This is a genomic window from Streptosporangium sandarakinum (assembly GCF_013409935.1).
Classification (GTDB): Bacteria; Actinomycetota; Actinomycetes; order Streptosporangiales; family Streptosporangiaceae; genus Streptosporangium; species Streptosporangium nondiastaticum.
Genome location: NZ_JACCCO010000002.1, coordinates 1,061,232 through 1,079,354 on the forward strand (window position 1 = coordinate 1,061,232; position 18,123 = coordinate 1,079,354).

Consider the following 18,123-nt stretch of genomic DNA (forward strand, 5'->3'; position numbering starts at 1 on the left):
AGTCACCGAACTTTTGCAGAAATCCGCAAAAGTCCGCCGGGCCGTACGGCAGGCATCAGGGGCGGGGCCGCGCGAGCCCTTGGAAACCACCCCGGAACAGCGAAAAGGGCGCCCCGGTGGGGGCGCCCTACCGGCGGGCGGACGTCAGAGCATGGCCCGCAGCGACGCTCCGGCCTGCTCGCCGAGGGTGGTCGGGGTGAGGTACGGCTGCTCGGCCATGATCGCCTGCCAGTTGTCCCGGATGTCCTCGACGGTGTGGTCCTCCTGCCGCCAGCCGGGCCCCTCGGCCACGAACACCCGGGCGATCCGGCCCGCGCCGACGCTGAAGACCTCGCCGCTGGTCTCGCAGGACTCGTGCGCCAGGTAGGCGACCAGGGCGCTGACCCGGCCCGGCGTGAACCTCTCCTCGAACTCGGCCGGCAGCAGCGACTCGGTCATCCGGGTCCAGGCGATGGGCGCGATCGCGTTGGCCCTGATCCCCGCCCTGGCGCCCTCGATGCCGAGCGTCTTGGTGAGGCCGACCAGCCCCATCTTGGCGGTGGAGTAGTTGGCCTGACCGAAGTTGCCGAACAGCCCGGCCGGCGAGGAGGTGTTGACGATCCGTCCGTAGCCCTGCTCCTTGAGGTGGGGGAAGGCGGCCCGGGTGACCAGGAACGAGCCGCGCACATGGACGGCGAGGACCTGGTCGAACTCCTCGACGCTCATCTTGCCGAAGGACTTGTCACGCAGGATGCCCGCGTTGTTGACGACGATGTCCACCTTCCCGAAGGCGTCGATCGCGGTCTGCACGATCGCGGCGGCGCCCTCCGGGGTCGCGACGTCGTGGGTGCTGACGACGGCCTCCCCACCGTTCTTGGTGATCAGCTCGGCCACCTCGGCGGCCGGACCGGCGGATGAGCCCGTGCCGTCCAGCGTGCCGCCGAGGTCGTTGACGACCACCTTCGCGCCGCGCTCGGCCAGCGTCAGCGCGTGCGAGCGGCCGAGACCGTGCCCGGCACCGGTGATGATCGCCACCCTGTCGTCGAACCGCAGCTCCGTCATCCGGACTCCCTGGAGAATATAGTTCTGTTTTTCGCACAATATCCGTCAAAGTCGCCGAATGCCATCTTTCACCCGCCGGATCGCATCTCCGGAAGCCCGTCCGTCGCATCTCCGGAAGCCCGCCCGATGCCTCTCCCACACGATCCTCCGGCCCTCTCCCGACGCCCGGAGAAGACCCCGCCGGGTGCCCGGAAAACGCGCCCGAAGTGAAACCATCGTGGATAGTGAGCGGACATGTGAATTTCTGCTAAAGTTTCTGCCCCCGCACAGGGCGAGGGTCATTGATGGCGCTCCTCCGAACCGCACCCCCGCCCAGAGAACCGGGCTGGAGGCATGGCATGGCCACACAGCCGCCCCTCCGCGTGGTCCAGTGGGCCACCGGCGCCGTCGGCCGCTACTCACTGCGCAGTCTGATCACCCGCCCCGAGTTCGAGCTGGCCGGGGTGCTCGTCTACGACCCCGACAAGGCCGGGCAGGACGCCGGGACGCTCGTCGGTCTCTCCGAGACCGGCGTCATCTGCACCGACGACGTCGACCGCGTCCTCGCTCTGGACGCCGACTGCGTGCTGCACATGCCGCTGCCCGCCGCCTTCTTCGGCGAGGGGAGCGCCGTCGACGACATCGAGACGATCTGCGCCCTCCTCGCCTCGGGCAAGAACGTCATCACCACCACCGGCTTCGTCCACCCCGCCTGCCACGGCCGCGGCCTGGTCGACCGCCTGGAGGCCGCCTGCCGCCGGGGCGGCGCCTCACTGCACGGCACCGGCATCAACCCGGGCTTCATGAGCGACATGCTGCCCCTGGCGCTGAGCGGCCTGTCCAGCCGGATCGACCACATCTACGTCCGCGAGTCGTCCGACTTCCGGGGCCACCCGTCCCGCCAGATCGTGGTGGACCTGTACGGCTTCACCCGCTCGGCCAAGGACTACGCCGTGGCGGTGCGCCCGTTCCGCGTCCTCCAGCGCTCGCTGTTCGCCGAGAGCGTCCAGCTCGTCGCGGGCCACCTCGGCGTGACCCTCGACGAGGTGGAGGAGAGCGACGAGTTCGAGATCGCCACCGAGGAGTTCGAGATCGCCGCGGGCCCGGTACGGGCCGGCACGGTGTGCGCGTCCCGCTGGACCTTCAGCGGGCTGGTCCGCGGCCGTCCCTTCATGACCGTGGAGTGCGTCTACAAGGCCGACTCCACCAGGGTGAGCCGCTGGTCCGACCCGGGGTTCACCGTGCACATCGAGGGCGTCCCGCAGATGACGCTCGCCGTGCAGGAGATGTCCCACGGCCTGGCCGGGGCCGCGGCGCACGCCGTCAACGCGGTGGCCGCGGTCTGCGCGGCCCCGCCGGGCATCCGCACCATCCTGGACCTGCCCCTCACCACCGGCCGGGGCACCGTACGGCTCGCCTGACGGCACCGTACGGTCCGCCCGACGGGTTCGGGCGGACCGCTCGCGGAACACGCGGCGGAAGCCGTTCCCACACCGTTCATAAATGAAATGAAATAGGCGATATTTGGGGATAATCACCTTTTATCGACAGACCGATGGCGAAACGGTCGCACCCGCGGCGCGCCGGCCCGGTACGGCGGTCGTCCAATTCCGGAACCGGCGCGCTTATCCCCGGGGAGCCGCTCCCGCCGCGTTCGGCTCCCGCCGCCGATGTCCTTTCCGGCGTCCGTTCCCCGCCCCGGGGACGCGGCCCGGGGCGGGGCTCAGAACAGCCAGTCGAGCAGGCCGCCGTGCCGCCCCCTCTCGGGCGGCGGGTTCTGGGCCGGCACGGTGGTCTCGGCCGGTCCGGAGGGCTGCGCGGGCTGGGAGGTCCGCTCGGGCGCGGTGCTCTGCCGGGAGTCGGGCGTCTCGGCCGACGGGGCGGAGGTGACACGCGGCCGGTGGTCGATGTCGCGCTGTTCCTCGCGTTCCCGGGTGGGCTTCGGGGTGTGCCGCGCCGTCGGCGTGGCGCGCGCCGGTTCCGGGCGGGGCGCCCTGGTCCGGGGCGCGACGGGGCGGGAGGTCTCCGGCGCGGCGGTGGCCCGCTCCTCGGCGGGGGACGGCGTGGTCTCCGCGGGCCGCGCCCGCTCCTTCGCCGCCTTCGTCGGCGCGTCGGCGGGCGCCCCGGGCAGCTCGGCCTTCACGCACCGGCCGTTCGCGGAGCACCCGGCCTCGGGCATCGAGTCGCCCACGGACGACAGGAACCAGCCCCCGGCGAGACCCACCGCCACGACACCCGTGACGGCCGCCAGCAGGAGCCTGCCCCGGCGCCGGGGGCCGCCGTCGCCGTCGGGGCCCCACATCGCGACGGCCACGTCACGGTCGGAGTCCCGGTCCGCCGTGGCCGCCGCGCCGCGGCCGGTCGTCCACTCGGCCGTGGACGATCTGTCCGTTCCGGCCGTTCCGGCAGCCCTGACGGCATCGGGCTCCGCGAGCCCGTCACACCGGTCGTCGTCATCGGGCATCTGATCCGGGGAACCGGTGCGACAGGCCGCCTCGGGCTCCGGGAGCCCCGTGGGCGCCATGGGCTCCGTGGGCTCCGGGGACCCGCCCCGGCCGCCGTCCGTGCCGTCCGCGTCGTCCGCTCCCCGCTCCTCCACCAGGACCCATCCGTCAGACAGCACGTCCCCCGCCGGGGGCGCCGCCTCCTGCGGCCGCGCGACCGGTTCGATGGGACCGGTCCGCTCGCGGGCGTCCTCGCCGTACGGCTCCTGATCGGGGTGGTGCCGCATGACATACGGTCTGGATAGGTTCTCCGGTGCCACAACGTCCCTCTCCGGGATGAATTTCGGTCCTGGGATTTCCTAGCAGACTTCACAGGGATCTGTCCGAAAAATCCACCCGTATAGGTGATCGCCGCCAATGGCGCCGCGTCATCGCCGGGAGACGTCGCGCCCCGGTCCGGGGACGCCCGCCCGCGGCTCAGGAATGCGGGACGAAGTGGCCGAAGCGGCCGCGATGGTAGAGGAGGGGCAGTCCCCCGGGATCGATGTGGGCCTCGGCGACCAGGCCCACGACCAGCACGTGGTCACCGATGTCCATGGTCGAGTGGAGCGCGCACACCAGGTGGGCCGACACCCCGGCCAGCAGCGGCACCCCCGGCGGGGCGAGTTCCCAGACGGTGGGGGCGGCGAAGCGGTCGACGCCCCGGCTCGCGAAGCGGGCGGCCAGCTCCGCCTGGTCGCCGGCCAGGACGTTCACCGCGAAGCAGCCCGCCTCGCGGAGCCTGGGCCAGGTCTTCGACTCCCGGCCGACGTAGAAGGAGACCAGCGGCGGCTCAAGGCTGACCGAGGAGAACGAGGTGGCCGTCAGCCCGACGGGGCCCTCCTCGCACTGCGCGGTGATCACGACGACCCCCGCCGCGTGCAGGGCCAGCGCCCGCCGGAATCGCTGGGCGTCGATCGCCCGGCCTGAGATGGCCTCGGTCACCGTTCCTCCTCGTCTTCTCCGACGTCACGCCCGCCCGCCCATAACCCGGTACCAGCGCCATATCTTCCCGAAGTGCCGTAAATCTCCCCCGAATCGGATGTCCGAGAGTGGACCCGGACCGACCACTCCGGGCATCGGCGGTGCGGGCGGGCGGCCGTCACCCGGGCGGGGGCCGCACCGGGAAGGCCGTCACCACACCGCGCCCCGGACTCGGGCGCCGCCCGGCCGGGGACGGCGTCCGGCGGGGTACTCAGGCGGGGAACCAGAGATCGGGCTCGCCGGCGACCCGGCGCAGCCGCCCGGCGACCTCCAGCCACACCAGGTGCGCCAGCGTCTCGTTGTTGGCCCCCCGCCGCATGTACGACGGGATGCTCTCCCACGGCCGCGACCACGTCAGCCGGGTCGCCGTCTCCCAGCAGGAGATCCCGTCCGCCGCGCCGACCACCGCCTCGATCTCGGCCAGCCGCTCGTGGTGGTGGGCGATCACGTCGCCGACCCGGCCGGCCAGCTCCAGGAAGCGGTACTCGTGCGCGGGCAGCACCTCCTCCACGTCGAGCCGGCCCACCGCCGCCAGCGCCTCCAGGTAGTCGGCGAGCGGGTTGGGCCCGGACTGCGGGTGGACGGCGACGATCGGCGTGATCCGGGGCAGCACGTGGTCGCCGGAGAACAGCAGCCGCCGTTCCGGCTCGGCGAAGCACAGGTGGCCCGGCGAGTGGCCGGGCGTCCACACCGCCCGCAGGTCCCAGCCGGGCAGATCGAGGCGTTCGCCGTCCTCGATCAGCCGGTCGGGCTTGGCCATGCTCACGAAGCGCCGGATCATCATGGAGGCCCCGGCCAGCTCGTCCAGGGACGGCTCCGGCACCCCGGACCGCGCCAGCAGGCCGCGCTCGCGCCGTACGAGGTCGCCGACCATGCTCTCGTCGTAGCGGCCGGCCAGCAGCCGGGCGTCCGCCGGGTGCAGGCCGATCCACGCGCCCGACGCCTCGCGGACCCGCCCCGCCAGCCCGTAGTGGTCGGGGTGCATGTGGGTCACCAGGACCGCCCGGACGTCGGTGATCTCGTATCCGGCGACCCCCAGCCCGGCGACCAGCGCGCCGTACGCCTCGTCGGTGTCCCACCCGGCGTCCACGATCGCCACCCCGCCGGGGAGTTCGAGGGCGTAGACCAGCACGTAGCGCAGGGGGTTGATCGGGATCGGCACCGGGATCGACCACACCCCCGGCCGCACCCGCTCCACCTCGGGGAAACCCCCGCTCCGCCACGCCTCGCGCTGGGCCTCGCTCGCCGGGGTCACCGTCTCTCTCCTCATGTTCCGCCGCATCTCCCGCCTCTCCCTTCGTCACCCCGCCTCTCCCGTGATTCTGCCGGGTTACCGAACGATGTTCTACTGCGGTGCCGTACGGTCGGAGGCATGGACCTGGCACGCGAGACCTCCGACACCGGGCGCTTCGTCCGGCAGCCGAACTGGTTCACCACGCGGATCGAGGAGGGCGGGGAGCACCCGCCCGAGCCCGGCCGCTACCGGATCTACGCCTCCTACGCCTGCCCGTGGGCGCACCGCTCGCTCATCGTGCGCGAGCTGCTCGGCCTCCAGGACGTCGTCGGCGTGACGATCGTCGACCCGATCCGCGACGAGCGGGGCTGGCGGATCCCCGGCGGCGACCCCGTCACCGGCGCGGAGTTCCTCTCCGAGCTCTACCTCGCGACCGACCCCGGCTTCGAGGGCCGCTACACCGTGCCCTGCGTCTGGGACGCCAAGGCCGGGGTCCTGGTCACCAACGACTACCCGCAGATCACGCTGACCCTGGAGACCGCCTTCGCGCCCTGGCACGCCGAGGGCGCCCCCGACCTGTACCCGGTCGCGCTGCGCGCGGAGATCGACGAGCTGAACGACCGGATCTTCCACGGCCTCAACAACGGCGTCTACCGCGCCGGGTTCGCCACCTCGCAGGAGGCGTACGAGGAGGCGGTCACCGACGTGTTCGACACGCTCGGCGCGCTGGAGCGGCGGCTCGCCGACCGCCCCTACCTGCATGGCGACGCCCTCACCGAGAGCGACGTACGGCTCTACCCGACGCTCGCCCGGTTCGACGCGGTCTACCACTCGCACTTCAAGTGCTCGGTGCGGCGGCTGACCGACCATCCGGCGCTGTGGGCCTACGCCCGCCGCCTGTACGCGATCCCGGCCTTCCGCGACACGACGGACTTCGACCACATCAAGCGGCACTACTTCGTGACGCAGCGGAACATCAACCCCACCGGCATCGTCCCCCGCGGCCCCGAGATCGACTGGACGGCACCCTGACCGCCGGGCGGGCCGTTCTCCGACGCGCCGGAGCGCCGGTGGGACCGGCGCTCCGGCCGCGCTCCGCGCCTCCCCGGGCATCCGGGGAAGTGATCGCCCGGCCGCTATACTTCTCGGGGTTCCGGCCCCCGTCACGGCCGCGCGGGAGAGCACATGTGGGAAGAGGGTTTCTGCGAGCTGTCCGTCCTGGCCGCCCGCCAGGAGGGGATGATCACAGCCGCTCAGGCCGCCAGATCGGGGATCGACGCCGAGATCCTTGAGCATTTCAAGCAGACGGGGCTGGTCTTCGAGCTGGACCGGGACGTCTACCAGCTCGTCAGCAGCCCGCTCGGGCCGCGGTACGCCTATCCGCTCGCCGCCTGGCTGAGCCTCCGCCCCGAGATGTTCCGCTGGGAGCGGCTCGCGGGGGCGCCGGACGCGGTCCTCTCGCACGAGTCGGCGTGCGCCCTGCACGGCATGGGATCGGTGTCCGCGCCGGTGACGGTCTTCACCGCGCCTGAGAAGCTGGAGGCCTCCGGAGCCGTGAAGATCCACGTCTCGCCGTTGCCGGAGGCGGACGTCATGGTCTCCACGGGCGTTCCCGTCACCACCCCCCGCCGGACGATCTCCGATCTCGTGCGCGACTGGGCCGAGCACGCCGAGATCAGCTCCGTCCTCGGCGACGCGGTCCGCCGGGACCTCGTGGACCTGCGGGCCGTTCACCGCGACCTGGCGCCGCTCGCCGCCGAACACGAGTTCCCGGCCGGCGGCCGGGAGTTCGTCGAGTACTTCGTCCCGGATCTCTCCCCCGGCTCCGGCCTGTCCCCGCGGAACATCCGGGCCTATGCCGCGCTGGTCTTCCCGGAAAGGGTGGCCGAAACGCAGCGGGAAACGATCCGCGTTCTGCGGAAGGCCCGCGACCCGCGCGGATCCGGTCCCGAAGTGGACGACATCCGCGACCACGACCTGAGCTGGGAGCTCGCCGCCGAGATGGTGGGGAGGACGGCGCAGGCGTAGGCCGCCGCCGCTCTCCGGGGAACATCCGCGCGGTCCCCGCCCGGCCGCCTTCGGACGGGGACCCGCGACGGCTCACCCCCGTCCGATCGCCCCCGGTGCGGGGTCGACGAACATGGTGGCGATCTCGTAACCGTTCCGCTCGGCGTTCACCTGGAAGAAGAACTCCACGGTTCCCCCCTCGAAGGTCCCCATGGGCCGGGCGCGGGGCTCGGCCACGTCCGGCACCCGCCCGGAGCGCCGGGCCTCCACCCACGCCGCCCGGTTCTCCACGGCCGCCTCCGGGCTGCCTCCGATCGACTCGATCCGGTAGCCGGAGCAGTGGAGGTGACCGTCAGGGCCGAGGAGGTCCGCGATCGGCACCGACACCCGGCCCGGACGGTTCTCGGGATCGAACTCCGTCCGCAGGGCAGCCAGCACCCTCGGGTCCTCGACGGCCCGCGCGAAGGCGGTGGCGAAGGCGTCCACGTCCCGGATCGCGGTGGCGGTGTCCGGGCTCCGGTGCACGCGGTCCCCCGGGGCGTAGGCGTCCGTCCCCATCACGCGCTTGCCGGCGTCCGTCTGGGCGGGGTCCTCCAGCCGGGCGACGCGCCCTTCGAGCATCCCGTCGTCGACGTAGGGCCCGTGCCGTTCCAGGATGTGCGCCTGCCCCAGGTCGAGGGCCGCGATGACGCGCTGGACGGCGGGGTCGCCGCCCAGCGCGGGCGCGAGCCACGGACGCCGCTCGGCGTTCCGGGCGATGTGGTCGGCCGCCTCCCGGGCGGTCAGCTCCGGCAGGCCGGCGACGGCCGGATCGAAGCGTTCCAGCACCTCGCGCGGCGTCGGCCCGTCCGGGACGATGGGCACGTCGAGCCGATCGCCGTACGGCACGTGCGGGGGCTCGGCGGGCGAGCCGGTCCGCTCCGGCGTCCCGTCCGGCAGGCCGTGCGAGCCGTCGTGGCCGTCCGCCGCCTCCGGGTGATCGCCGGTCACCTGGTCGATCGCCGCGCGAAGGTCCCGGATCTCGGACGGCTCGAAACGGAACAGCCGCATGTCCTCCACGGCCTGGTGGCGGAAGTCGGGGCCGCCCAGCAGGTCCTTCAGCACCTCGGTGACGGCCGCTCCGCGTTCGCCGGGCTCGGCGGCGTACGCCCGGTCCATGCGTCCCGCCTCGTCGGCGGGCGGAACGTGGTCGGTGTGCAGCATGTAGTACGGGTGCACGATCGAGGCGCCCTCGTAGGTCTGGTCGACGGTGAACCGCGGATCGATCACCCCCGTGAGGCCGAGGCGGATGCCGTCCCACTTCCGGCCGGCCTCCTCGGGCGTGGTGGCCTCCGTCCGCAGCCACCGGTGCAGCTGACCGGCGTAGTACCTGCTCTGCTCCCAGTCCTCGGCGGTCCAGGAGGGCAGCGACCTGTCGAGCGCGGAGCCGTCGCCGATCCGCTGGTGCCAGCGGTCCAGCTCACCGCTGTCGACGAGGCGGATGATCCGGTCGGCGGTGACGGAGACCTTCGCGGGGAGGTAGACGGCGACGGCCTGCCCGCGCCGGTTCGTCGGGTCCGGCAGGTCGGGGCCGTAGAGAACCCGCTCGATCGTCGACAGCGGCGCCGGACGCGGTTCATCGCCGTGGAAGGTCGTGAGGGGCTGCAGCGCGTCGTCGAAGCGCTGCCTGCCCTCCGCGTCGAGTACCGGCTCGGTCCGCCCGTGCACCCAGTCCTGCCAGTAGAGGGCCCAGCGGTTGCCCTTGTTCCCGTCGTGCTCGCGGGCCTCCAGGTAGACGGTGGGCGTGCCGAGCACGATCGGCGTCTCCAGCGCGCCGCTCTCCATGCCGATCTGGACGATGTCGCGGTTCACCGTCAGGTGGTGGAAGAACAGCGCCTGTTCCCCGTGGCTGAGGGCCCGTCCGCCGTTGTGTTCCGGAGCCCAGAAGCCGACCAGGGTCTCGGCGTCGACGCCGTCCAGCACGCCTTCGCGTTCCCACCCCTCGCGCAGTTCGGGACGCCGCGCGAACAGGTCATCGCCCAGCAGGACGATCCGCCGGTCCGGGTGCGACTCGCGCAGCGCCTCGATCGTCTGGCGCACCATCTCCGGCCGGGTGTCCAGGTGCGGGCCGTGCCTGCCGCCCACCGGCTGGTCCCGGGAGTCGCGGATCCACAGCAGGGCGTACTTCCGCCGCGACGGGGGCCGCGGGTCCCCCGGGGACTCGTTGGCCGCGAAGAGGCGGTCGGCCGCGGCCCTGGCCCGGGCCTCGCGGATCCTTCCCTCCTCGCCCGGTCCCCGTATCGCGTCGAGCATGGCCCGGCGCGCCTCCACCGGGTTCTCGCGGATGGCGTCGAGGGCGAACAGGTGCGCCCTGACCCAGCGGGTGTTCGAGTAGTGGACGTCCTGCGAGCCGTCGGCGTACGCCAGCCGGATCCGCTCCGGCGCGACACCGTAGTCCTCGATCAGGCGGCTCCGCATCTTCAGCGCGTCCCGGAACGGCTCGGCGTGCAGGTCGAGCAGGTCCTCGGCGAGCCTGGTGGGGTCGCCATCGTGGACCGGCCTCCCTTCCCGCATCCGCCGGTACGCCACGGCGTTGGCCTCCTCCACGCCAATGCCCTCCGGCAGCGGGCCGAGGTAGGCGGTGTATGCCTCGCGCGCCTCCCAGGCGTAGGTCTGGAAGGTGCGATCGGGCTTGTAGGCGATCTCGATCGTCGTACCCGGGTCGGTCATCAGCGCGGCGCTGTGGATGTACAGCTCGCCGCGCTGGTGGACGTACACCCGCAGGTTCTTGCTGTCCAGGCCGGTGACCTCCGTCGGCTTGTACCCGGCCGGGCCCATGATCTCGTCCTGCAGGTGCTTGACCTTCTCGGGCAGCGAGAGGTCCGTCCTGCCCTTGAGGTCGGCGACGAGGGCCTCGAAGCTGCCCGGGTCGTCCCGGCGGCCCGACAGCGTCTCCCACCGCCGGATCATCCCGGGGTCGGCGAGGGCGTCCGAGGGCGGTGCGTGCCCGGTGCCCTCCATCTGCTGCACCGGCGTGTGATGCGCGGCATCGGCCGCGTGGGACGGCGCCTCCGCCGCCGGCCGCGGCACACCCGCGTCCTGCGGCGCGTCGTCCACCCAGCGCCGCTGCGACGGGTCCCAGTGGCCCCTGGGCGGCTCCTCCGCCAGCAGCGGATCGAGGAAGGCGCGGGCCAGCGGGGTGGCCTCCCTGAGGGTCGTGTACGGCAGGCCGGGGGTGGTGGTCGCGTACTTCGCGAATGACTTGTGCCAGTTCGGGTTGGGAACCTCGAAGTGGTCGGGGATTATGAGGTTCTCGCCCTGCTCGATCCGCCAGGTGAACTCCTCGCGCAGCATCGCGTGGGTCGCCGGGCCGTCCCACGAGGTGTGCATGGCGATCGTGAGGACGTCGACCAGGTCCTGCGCCCGGTACGGCAGGTCCCCGGACTTGCACATGAACCGGCCCTTGCCCAGGGCCGTGCACTCGTGGCACTTGGTCTCGATCGTCCGCCTGCCGTGGGTGAACATGCCGGACACCTTGTGGGCCAGAGTGTCGTGCAGTGAGATGACCCGCAGGTTCGGGCGTTCCCCGGGCGCCCCGGTCCCGATGGCGTGCTCCGGGAACGGGATGACCTCCGCTTCCTTCCAGACCGGGCGGGTGCGGGGCGGTGCGAGGTCGACGCTGACCCGCATCAGTTCCCGGCCGCCGAAGTAGGCGACGTGGGAGAGCCGGACCCCGGCTCCGTGCAGAAGGGGGAACCTCGACTCCTGGACGAAGGTGAGGTGGTCGCCGAGGTCGCGCGCCAGCGCCCTCTCGTAGTCGCGGACCATCGACTCCGGGTCGCCCGGGGTGACCCTGGTGAAGTCGAGGTCGGTGCTCGCCCGGCCGTCCGCGCGGCGCGCGAGCATCGACTGGCCGCCCTTGAGCACCCAGTCGTGGGGGTTCTCGGAGAAGAACCGCGCGAGCACCCGCTGGATCGTGAACTGCTGGAGTTCGTCGAGCGGTGTGGTCCCCCGGCGTTCCGCCTCGATCCTCACGCGCTCGCTCAGCTCCCGCCAGAACTGCGGGAACGAGGCGGTGGCGGTCAGGTCGGGCGGCCGTTCGCCCGTCCGATCGGCGTGGTGCGTCCTCCCCGACGGACCCGAGGTGTCCGAGGAGTCGGGGGAGTCCGAACGGTCCGAACGGCCCGGGTGGTCCGGACGGTGCTCGCCCGTCTCGCGGGCCGCGGGCTCGCGGGCACTCCGCGGTACCCGGTCCGTGTCCCGCGGAGGGCCCCACCCCGCCTCCTCCTCGGAGGACCTGCGGCGGCCGGGGCGGTCCTGCCCGGGCGTGTGGGACGGGACGGCCTGCGACGCCTCCGCCGTGCCCCGGCCGGGACGGGCGCCTGCCGGGTCCTGGGCAGTGGAAGGCGTGACCGCGTCGTGGACCGGACCCGGCGCGGCGCCCGGGGCGGGGTCGGCCGCGGCGGCCGACCCGGTCCGCTGCGCGGGAGGCGTCCGGTCCGCGCCGCCGGGCGCGAGGGCGTCACGGACGTTGTTGAACGAGGGGTCGTGCGCCTCACGCGGGACGGCCGGCTGTGTCGCCTGCCCTGCCGCCGGATGGTCGGCGGCGGGATTCGGCCGCGCGGTGGAGGGCCGTCCCGCTCCGGCCGGCGGGGCCTCCTCCCCGGCCGGCTCACGGCGAGCCGCCGACGGCTCGTCGGCGTGCCGCGGCGCCTCCTCGGCCCGGCGGGGGGCACCGGTCTCCTTCGGGCCCTCCGCCGACCGCGCGCCGTCCCGGACGGTCCCCTCCGCGGATCGCTCGGCGCTCCGGACGGTCCCGTCCATGGACCGCTCGGCGCTCCGGACGGTCCCCTCCGCGGGCCGCGAGGGATCCCGGGACGTCCGCTCCCCGGGCCGCGCCGGATCCTTCGCGAGCTCTCCCGCGGTCCGCGAGGTCCCCGAGCCGTCGGTACGGCCGTGCTCCCCCTGCCGGGGTTCTCCCGCTCGCGCCGGCGGTTCCGGAGAGACGCCGCGTCTCGGGGAGTCGGTCCCGCCGCCGGCGGGCCGCCCGTCCAAGGGGGCGGGCGCGCCGTACCGGGCGGGCGACTCCGCCAGATCGCTCCGCCCCCCGGAGTGATGCTCCGAACCGGGTTGCGGAGCGGGGGCGTGGCGCACCGCCGCGGAGGCGGTGTCGGGAATCGGCATGGTGTCGGCGACGTGGCTCAGCGTGGTGTCACGGGTGGCGCCGGCGACCGGATGGCGCGGGTCCGGGCCGCCGGGCCCGGACCCGGCGCCGCTTCCTGGCGGACCACCGGGAGGGGGCGGGCCGTCCGGCGGGGAGCCCGGTCCCGAGGGCCCGGAGGGCGGCGGGCCGCCGTTCGGGTGGAGGGCCGTGGTCAGGTGCTGGCCGTCGGCGCCCAGCGCGCTGGAGGTGACCCCCTTCCAGAACATGTCCCAGTCGAAGTTCCCCTCGGCGAGCATGCTGCCGGCGGTGGTGATCCCCCCGGTCAGGGCGTACTGGCCTGCCTGGCCGTAGATGGAGTGGGTGGCGGCGGCCAGCAGTTTCTCGGCGAGGGACATCTCGGCCTTCGACAGGCCGGACCGCAGGGCGGAGGTGGCCAGGTGGGTCAGCCCGCCCTGCAGCCCACCCATGAGGGCGCCCATCGCACCGCCGCTCAGCGCGGAGATCGCCAGCTGCCTGCCGTCGAGGTCGTCCCGGCGTCCCTGCGCGATCTGCAGGAGCTGGATGCCGCCGTCCATGCCGGCGACGATGCCGGCGAACATCGCCATGTTGATCAGCGCTCGCCGGGCGATCAGCGCGACGGCCATGCGGGCGATGGCCAGGCGGGAGGGGATGAGGGCCAGGCTCGCGCCGCCATTGGCGATCGCCGTGGCCAGCAGGTACCCCACCTGCACGATCATCAGCCACACCGTGGCCTCGATCATGTACTTGGTGTACTGGATCTGCACCCCGATGTTGTTGAGCGCGATGGCGGTGTTGATCAGCCGCTCGACCAGCTCGGCCACCCGCCCGCCGACCACCTCGGTGACGTGCTCGGTGAAGGCCTTGTGCGCCTCGCCGTCCCACTCCGAACCGATCTTTCCCGCGCTCCAGGGCTGGTCGGCGACGGTGCCGGCGACGAGCCGGTGGGCGGCGGTCACACAGGCGTCGGCCAGCCGGAAACAGCCGGTCTCGTCCCCCTCCGGCCAGTCCATCCCGACCACCCAGCCGACGTACGGCTTCGCCCAGTCAGGCGTCAGGAACCCGTCGAATCCCACGGGCGGTCACCCTCCGACGGCACTGGCCTGCTCGGCCTGTCCGTATCCCCTGGCGTTCAGATGGAGCCCTGTGACGATGCGGTCCAGCTCGTCGAGATGACTCTGGAGGGAGCCGAAGATCGCCGCTTCGATCCGCGGCATCTCCCTCTCCATCTCCGCCCCGTACTGGTCGGCCCCCAGCGTGCGCCGATCGCGTTCGAACGCCTCCCACAGCGTGTCCCGCACCCGGGACACCGCGCGGTGCCGCTCCGCGACGGCCCTCGCCCGCAGGTCGAGCGACGACCAGGCCACCTCGAATCCAGGCTCTCTCATGCCGGACGTCCCGATACCGGGGCGAACGAGACGATCACCCTGAAACCCTCTCCCCCCATACACAACGCCGTTCACGCCACGTAACCGGCATTCGTCCCATGATTATTTCACATGATGATCATTCCTTCGGCCCGACTTCCGCCTTCCACCCCCGGCGGGACAGCCGCCCGAACGCCGCGCCCTCCCCACCGACTCGGCGGCCCGGCGCGCCGTTCCTCTGTCCCGCCCCGGGCCGTGTACGGCCGTCACCATGAAAGTTTCACCGGGCGGACCGCCGCCGGGCCGGTCAGCGGGCGCGCCGGGGCCGGGCCGTTGACGCCCCGGGAAACGCGCTGGAACCATCGGCGCGTCCCATCCGTGGGAACGCTCCCACGACCCTCCCGGGTCGTCCCGTCAGGGAGGCCGTCCCCGGTTCCCGAGCACCCGCTGACCGCGCGCCCCCGAAGGACACCACGTGATCAGACCCTCCGCCTGGCTCGCCCTCGCCGTGGCCGCCGCCGCGGTGACCCTCTCCGCGGTGCCCGCCACCGCCGCCGAGGAGGGTCCGGAGCAGATCCCCAACGGCACCTTCGACACCGGCTCGGCCCCCTGGTGGAGCACCGCCAACACCGCGCTGGAGGTCGAGGGCGGCCGGCTCTGCGCGGACGTCCCCGGCGGCACCGTCAACCCCTGGGACGTCATCGTCGGGATCAACGACATCCCGCTGGTCAAGGACGAGACCTACGCGTTCTCGTTCTTCGCCGCCGCCGACCCCGGGCACGTCGCCAAGGCCATCGTCCAGATGCCCTCCGACCCCTACACCGCCTACCTCTCGGCCAACCCCGAGCTGAGCGTGTCGGGCAACGGCTACGCCTACACCTTCATCTCCCCCGTCGACCAGCCGAAGGCCCAGGTGGTCTTCCAGCTCGGCGGCGGCGCCGCGCCCTGGCGCTTCTGCCTGGACGACGTCTCCCTCAAGGGCGGCGCCGAGCCCGACGTCTACAAGCCCGACACCGGCCCGCGGGTCCGGGTGAACATGGTCGGCCACCTCCCCTCCGGGCCGAAGAACGCCACCCTGGTCACCGAGCGGACCGAGCCGGTGACCTGGCGCCTGAGGAAGGGCGACGAGGTCGTCGCGACCGGCGAGACCACCCCGCGCGGGACGGACGCCACTTCCGGCCAGAACGTCCACTCCATCGACTTCGGCTCCTTCACCGCCGCCGGGACCGGCTACACGCTGGAGGCCGACGGCGAGACCAGCCGCCCCTTCGACATCGGCCGCGACCTGTACGACCGGCTGCGCGACGACGCGCTGAAGTTCTACTACCCCCAGCGCAGCGGCGTCGAGATCCGCGACGACCTCCGCCCCGGGTACGGCAGGCCCGCCGGCCACCTGGGCGTCGCGCCGAACCAGGGCGATGTGAAGGTGCCCTGCCAGCCGGGCGTCTGCGACTACTCCCTCGACGTCAGCGGCGGCTGGTACGACGCCGGAGACCACGGCAAGTACGTCGTCAACGGCGGCATCTCGGTCCACCAGCTCATGTCGGCCTTCGAGCGGGCCGCGGCGACGGGCGTCTTCTCCGACGGGCAGCTGGACATCCCCGAGAGCGGCAACGGGGTGCCCGACATCCTCGACGAGACCCGCTGGGAGCAGGAGTTCCTGCTCAGCATGCAGATCCCGGATGGAAAGCCGCACGCCGGGATGGCCCACCACAAGATCCACGACGCCAACTGGACCGGCCTGCCGCTGCTCCCGCACCGCGACCCGCAGAAGCGCGAGCTGCACCCGCCGTCCACCGCCGCCACCCTCAACCTGGCCGCCACCGCCGCCCAGGCCGCCCGGCTGTTCGCGCCGTACGACGCCGCGTTCGCCGAGCGCAACCTCAGGGCCGCCCGCAGGGCGTGGGCCGCGGCCAAGGCCGAGCCCGGCCTCTACGCCAGCCCCTCCGACGGCGTGGGCGGCGGCGCCTACGAGGACGCCGACGTGACCGACGAGTTCTACTGGGCGGCGGCCGAGCTGTACATCACCACCGGCGAGAAGGAGTTCGCCGACCACGTCCTCGCCTCCCCACTGCACAAGGCCGACATATTCCATCCCGAGGGCTTCAACTGGGGCAGCGTCGCCCAGCTCGGCCGTCTGGACCTGGCCGCCGTGCCGAACGGCCTGCCGGACCGCGACGCCGTCCGGGCGTCGGTCCTGGCGGGCGCGGACAAGTACCTCGCCATCCAGAAGGCGCAGCCGTACGGCATGCCGTACGGCCCGGCGCACTTCGAGTGGGGCTCCAACAGCCAGGTGCTGAACAACGCGGTCGTGCTGGCCGTCGCCCACGATCTGAGCGGCGAGGCGAAGTACCGCGACGGGGCGGTGGAGACGATGGACTACATCCTCGGCCGCAACGCGCTCAACCAGTCGTACGTCACCGGCTACGGCGAGGTCTCCTCGCACAACCAGCACAGCCGCTGGTACTCCCACCAGCTCGACCCGTCCCTGCCCAACCCGCCGCGCGGCACCCTGGCCGGCGGTCCCAACTCCGGCCTCCAGGACCCGGTGGCCCAGGCCAAACTGCGCGGCTGCGCCCCGCAGTTCTGCTACATCGACGACATCGAGTCGTGGTCGACCAACGAGCTGACCATCAACTGGAACGCCCCGCTGGCCTGGGTGGCGTCCTTCGTCGCCGACGACGCCCCCGCGGCCTCCTGCGAGGTCGCCTACACCCGGCACGGCGCCTGGCCCGACGGCTTCACCGCCCAGGTCACCCTCCGCAACACCGGCGTGAAGGCGATCGACGGCTGGACGCTGAAGTGGTCCTTCCTCGGCGGCCGGAAGATCACCGGCGCCTGGAGCGCGGCGGTCGACCAGAAGGGCTCGGCGGTCACCGCGCGGAACCTCGACTGGAACAGGAGGATCACTCCTGGCGCGTCGGTCACCTTCGGGTTCAACGGCAGGTCCGCCCCGGGCGCCGACCCGGCCCCCGAGCGGTTCCTCCTCAACGGCGCGCCCTGCCGCTGAGCGTCCCCTCCCTGTCCCTCCCGGTCCTTCCCGGTCCCTCCCCGGTGCGCCCGCCGGGGAGGGACGGAGGGACCCCCGGGCCGTTTCCACGGCTCCGGGCCGGCCCCGCCGCCGCGGACCGGTTTCCCCGGCCCCGAGGTGACGGAACGCCCCGCCTAAACTGGGCATGTGATCGACGACATCCGGGTGGACCCCTCCGTCACCTCCCTGCGGCCCGACTTCGCGGTCCTGGTCATGGGCGTGTACGGCCTGCGCAACGGCCCGACCGACGACCGGTCGCGGGCCTGGCTGGCCGAGGCCGCCCGCGACGCCGTACCGGCCGCGGACCCGAGGATCGAGGCGTGGCGGGAGGCCTACCGCGCCTTCGGGGCCAAGCCGCAGCGCACCCGGCCGTCGGTGGACGCGCTGGTCCGGCGGATGCCGCTGCCGGAGATCAACCTCGTGGTCGACGCCTACAACGCGGTCAGCGTCCGGCACGGCCTGCCGATCGGCGGGGAGGACCTCGGCCGCTACGAGGGGCCGGCCGGGCTGGTCCGCGCCACGGGCGACGAGCCGTTCGAGACGGCCGACCGGGGCGAGCCGTCCGTCGACCACCCCGAGATCGGCGAGGTGGTCTGGCGCGACGACCGCGGCGTCACCTGCCGCCGCTGGAACTGGCGCCAGTGCGTGCGGACCCGGATCACCGAGGAGACGACCGACGCGCTGTTCCTGCTGGAGCGGCTCGAACCCATGACGATCGGGGAGCTGACCGCCGCCGGCGAGGAGCTGACCGGGCTCCTGCGGGCCGTCAGCCCCGGCGCGCGCGTCGAGATGAGGATCATCGGACCCGCCGACGGCGAGTGACGAGGATCGCATCT

The 18,123-nt window shown here is 73.0% G+C and carries 11 protein-coding genes; 5 read left to right on the top strand and 6 right to left on the bottom strand.

What is annotated here, in order from left to right; all coding sequences use genetic code 11:
• Positions 1–144: 144 nt before the first annotated feature.
• On the bottom strand, positions 145–1,041 hold the full coding sequence (locus HDA43_RS23255) for an SDR family oxidoreductase (RefSeq protein ID WP_179825139.1): 897 nt from the start codon (positions 1,039–1,041) through the stop codon (positions 145–147).
• Between the two features lie 338 nt (positions 1,042–1,379).
• Between HDA43_RS23255 and HDA43_RS23260 the strand changes: the two genes are divergently transcribed.
• On the top strand, positions 1,380–2,441 hold the full coding sequence (locus HDA43_RS23260; RefSeq protein WP_179825140.1) for an NAD(P)H-dependent amine dehydrogenase family protein: 1,062 nt from the start codon (positions 1,380–1,382) through the stop codon (positions 2,439–2,441).
• Positions 2,442–2,743: 302 nt separating this feature from the next.
• Here HDA43_RS23260 and HDA43_RS23265 read toward each other — a convergent pair whose 3' ends face one another.
• From HDA43_RS23265 to HDA43_RS23275, 3 genes are all read right to left on the bottom strand, one after another.
• Positions 2,744–3,751, bottom strand: a complete 1,008-nt coding sequence (locus tag HDA43_RS23265; protein WP_179825142.1) for a hypothetical protein — start codon at positions 3,749–3,751, stop codon at positions 2,744–2,746.
• Positions 3,752–3,941: 190 nt separating this feature from the next.
• Positions 3,942–4,448 carry a flavin reductase family protein gene (locus HDA43_RS23270; RefSeq protein WP_179825143.1) on the bottom strand — a complete coding sequence of 169 codons (507 nt, stop codon included), beginning with the start codon at positions 4,446–4,448 and terminating at the stop codon, positions 3,942–3,944.
• 250 nt (positions 4,449–4,698) lie between these two features.
• Positions 4,699–5,742: an MBL fold metallo-hydrolase gene (locus HDA43_RS23275; protein ID WP_312873500.1), complete on the bottom strand. Its 1,044-nt coding sequence runs from the start codon at positions 5,740–5,742 to the stop codon at positions 4,699–4,701.
• A 117-nt stretch (positions 5,743–5,859) separates the two neighbouring features.
• Between HDA43_RS23275 and HDA43_RS23280 the strand changes: the two genes are divergently transcribed.
• Positions 5,860–6,753 carry a glutathione S-transferase family protein gene (locus HDA43_RS23280; RefSeq protein ID WP_179825145.1) on the top strand — a complete coding sequence of 298 codons (894 nt, stop codon included), beginning with the start codon at positions 5,860–5,862 and terminating at the stop codon, positions 6,751–6,753.
• A 153-nt stretch (positions 6,754–6,906) separates the two neighbouring features.
• Entirely contained in the window at positions 6,907–7,749 is an 843-nt protein-coding gene (locus tag HDA43_RS23285; protein ID WP_179825146.1) for a hypothetical protein, read from the top strand.
• Between the two features lie 72 nt (positions 7,750–7,821).
• On the opposite strand, the gene HDA43_RS35290 is transcribed toward HDA43_RS23285, so the two are convergent.
• Entirely contained in the window at positions 7,822–13,965 is a 6,144-nt protein-coding gene (locus tag HDA43_RS35290) for a nucleotidyl transferase AbiEii/AbiGii toxin family protein (RefSeq protein ID WP_179825147.1), read from the bottom strand.
• Between the two features lie 6 nt (positions 13,966–13,971).
• A complete protein-coding gene (locus tag HDA43_RS23295; protein ID WP_179825148.1) occupies positions 13,972–14,277 on the bottom strand; it encodes a hypothetical protein in 306 nt (101 codons plus the stop codon).
• Between the two features lie 454 nt (positions 14,278–14,731).
• Here HDA43_RS23295 and HDA43_RS23300 point away from each other — a divergent pair, with 454 nt between their 5' ends.
• Positions 14,732–17,266: a glycoside hydrolase family 9 protein gene (locus tag HDA43_RS23300; RefSeq protein ID WP_179825149.1), complete on the top strand. Its 2,535-nt coding sequence runs from the start codon at positions 14,732–14,734 to the stop codon at positions 17,264–17,266.
• Positions 17,267–17,434: 168 nt separating this feature from the next.
• On the top strand, positions 17,435–18,109 hold the full coding sequence (locus tag HDA43_RS23305; protein ID WP_179825150.1) for a B3/B4 domain-containing protein: 675 nt from the start codon (positions 17,435–17,437) through the stop codon (positions 18,107–18,109).
• Positions 18,110–18,123: the final 14 nt, after the last annotated feature.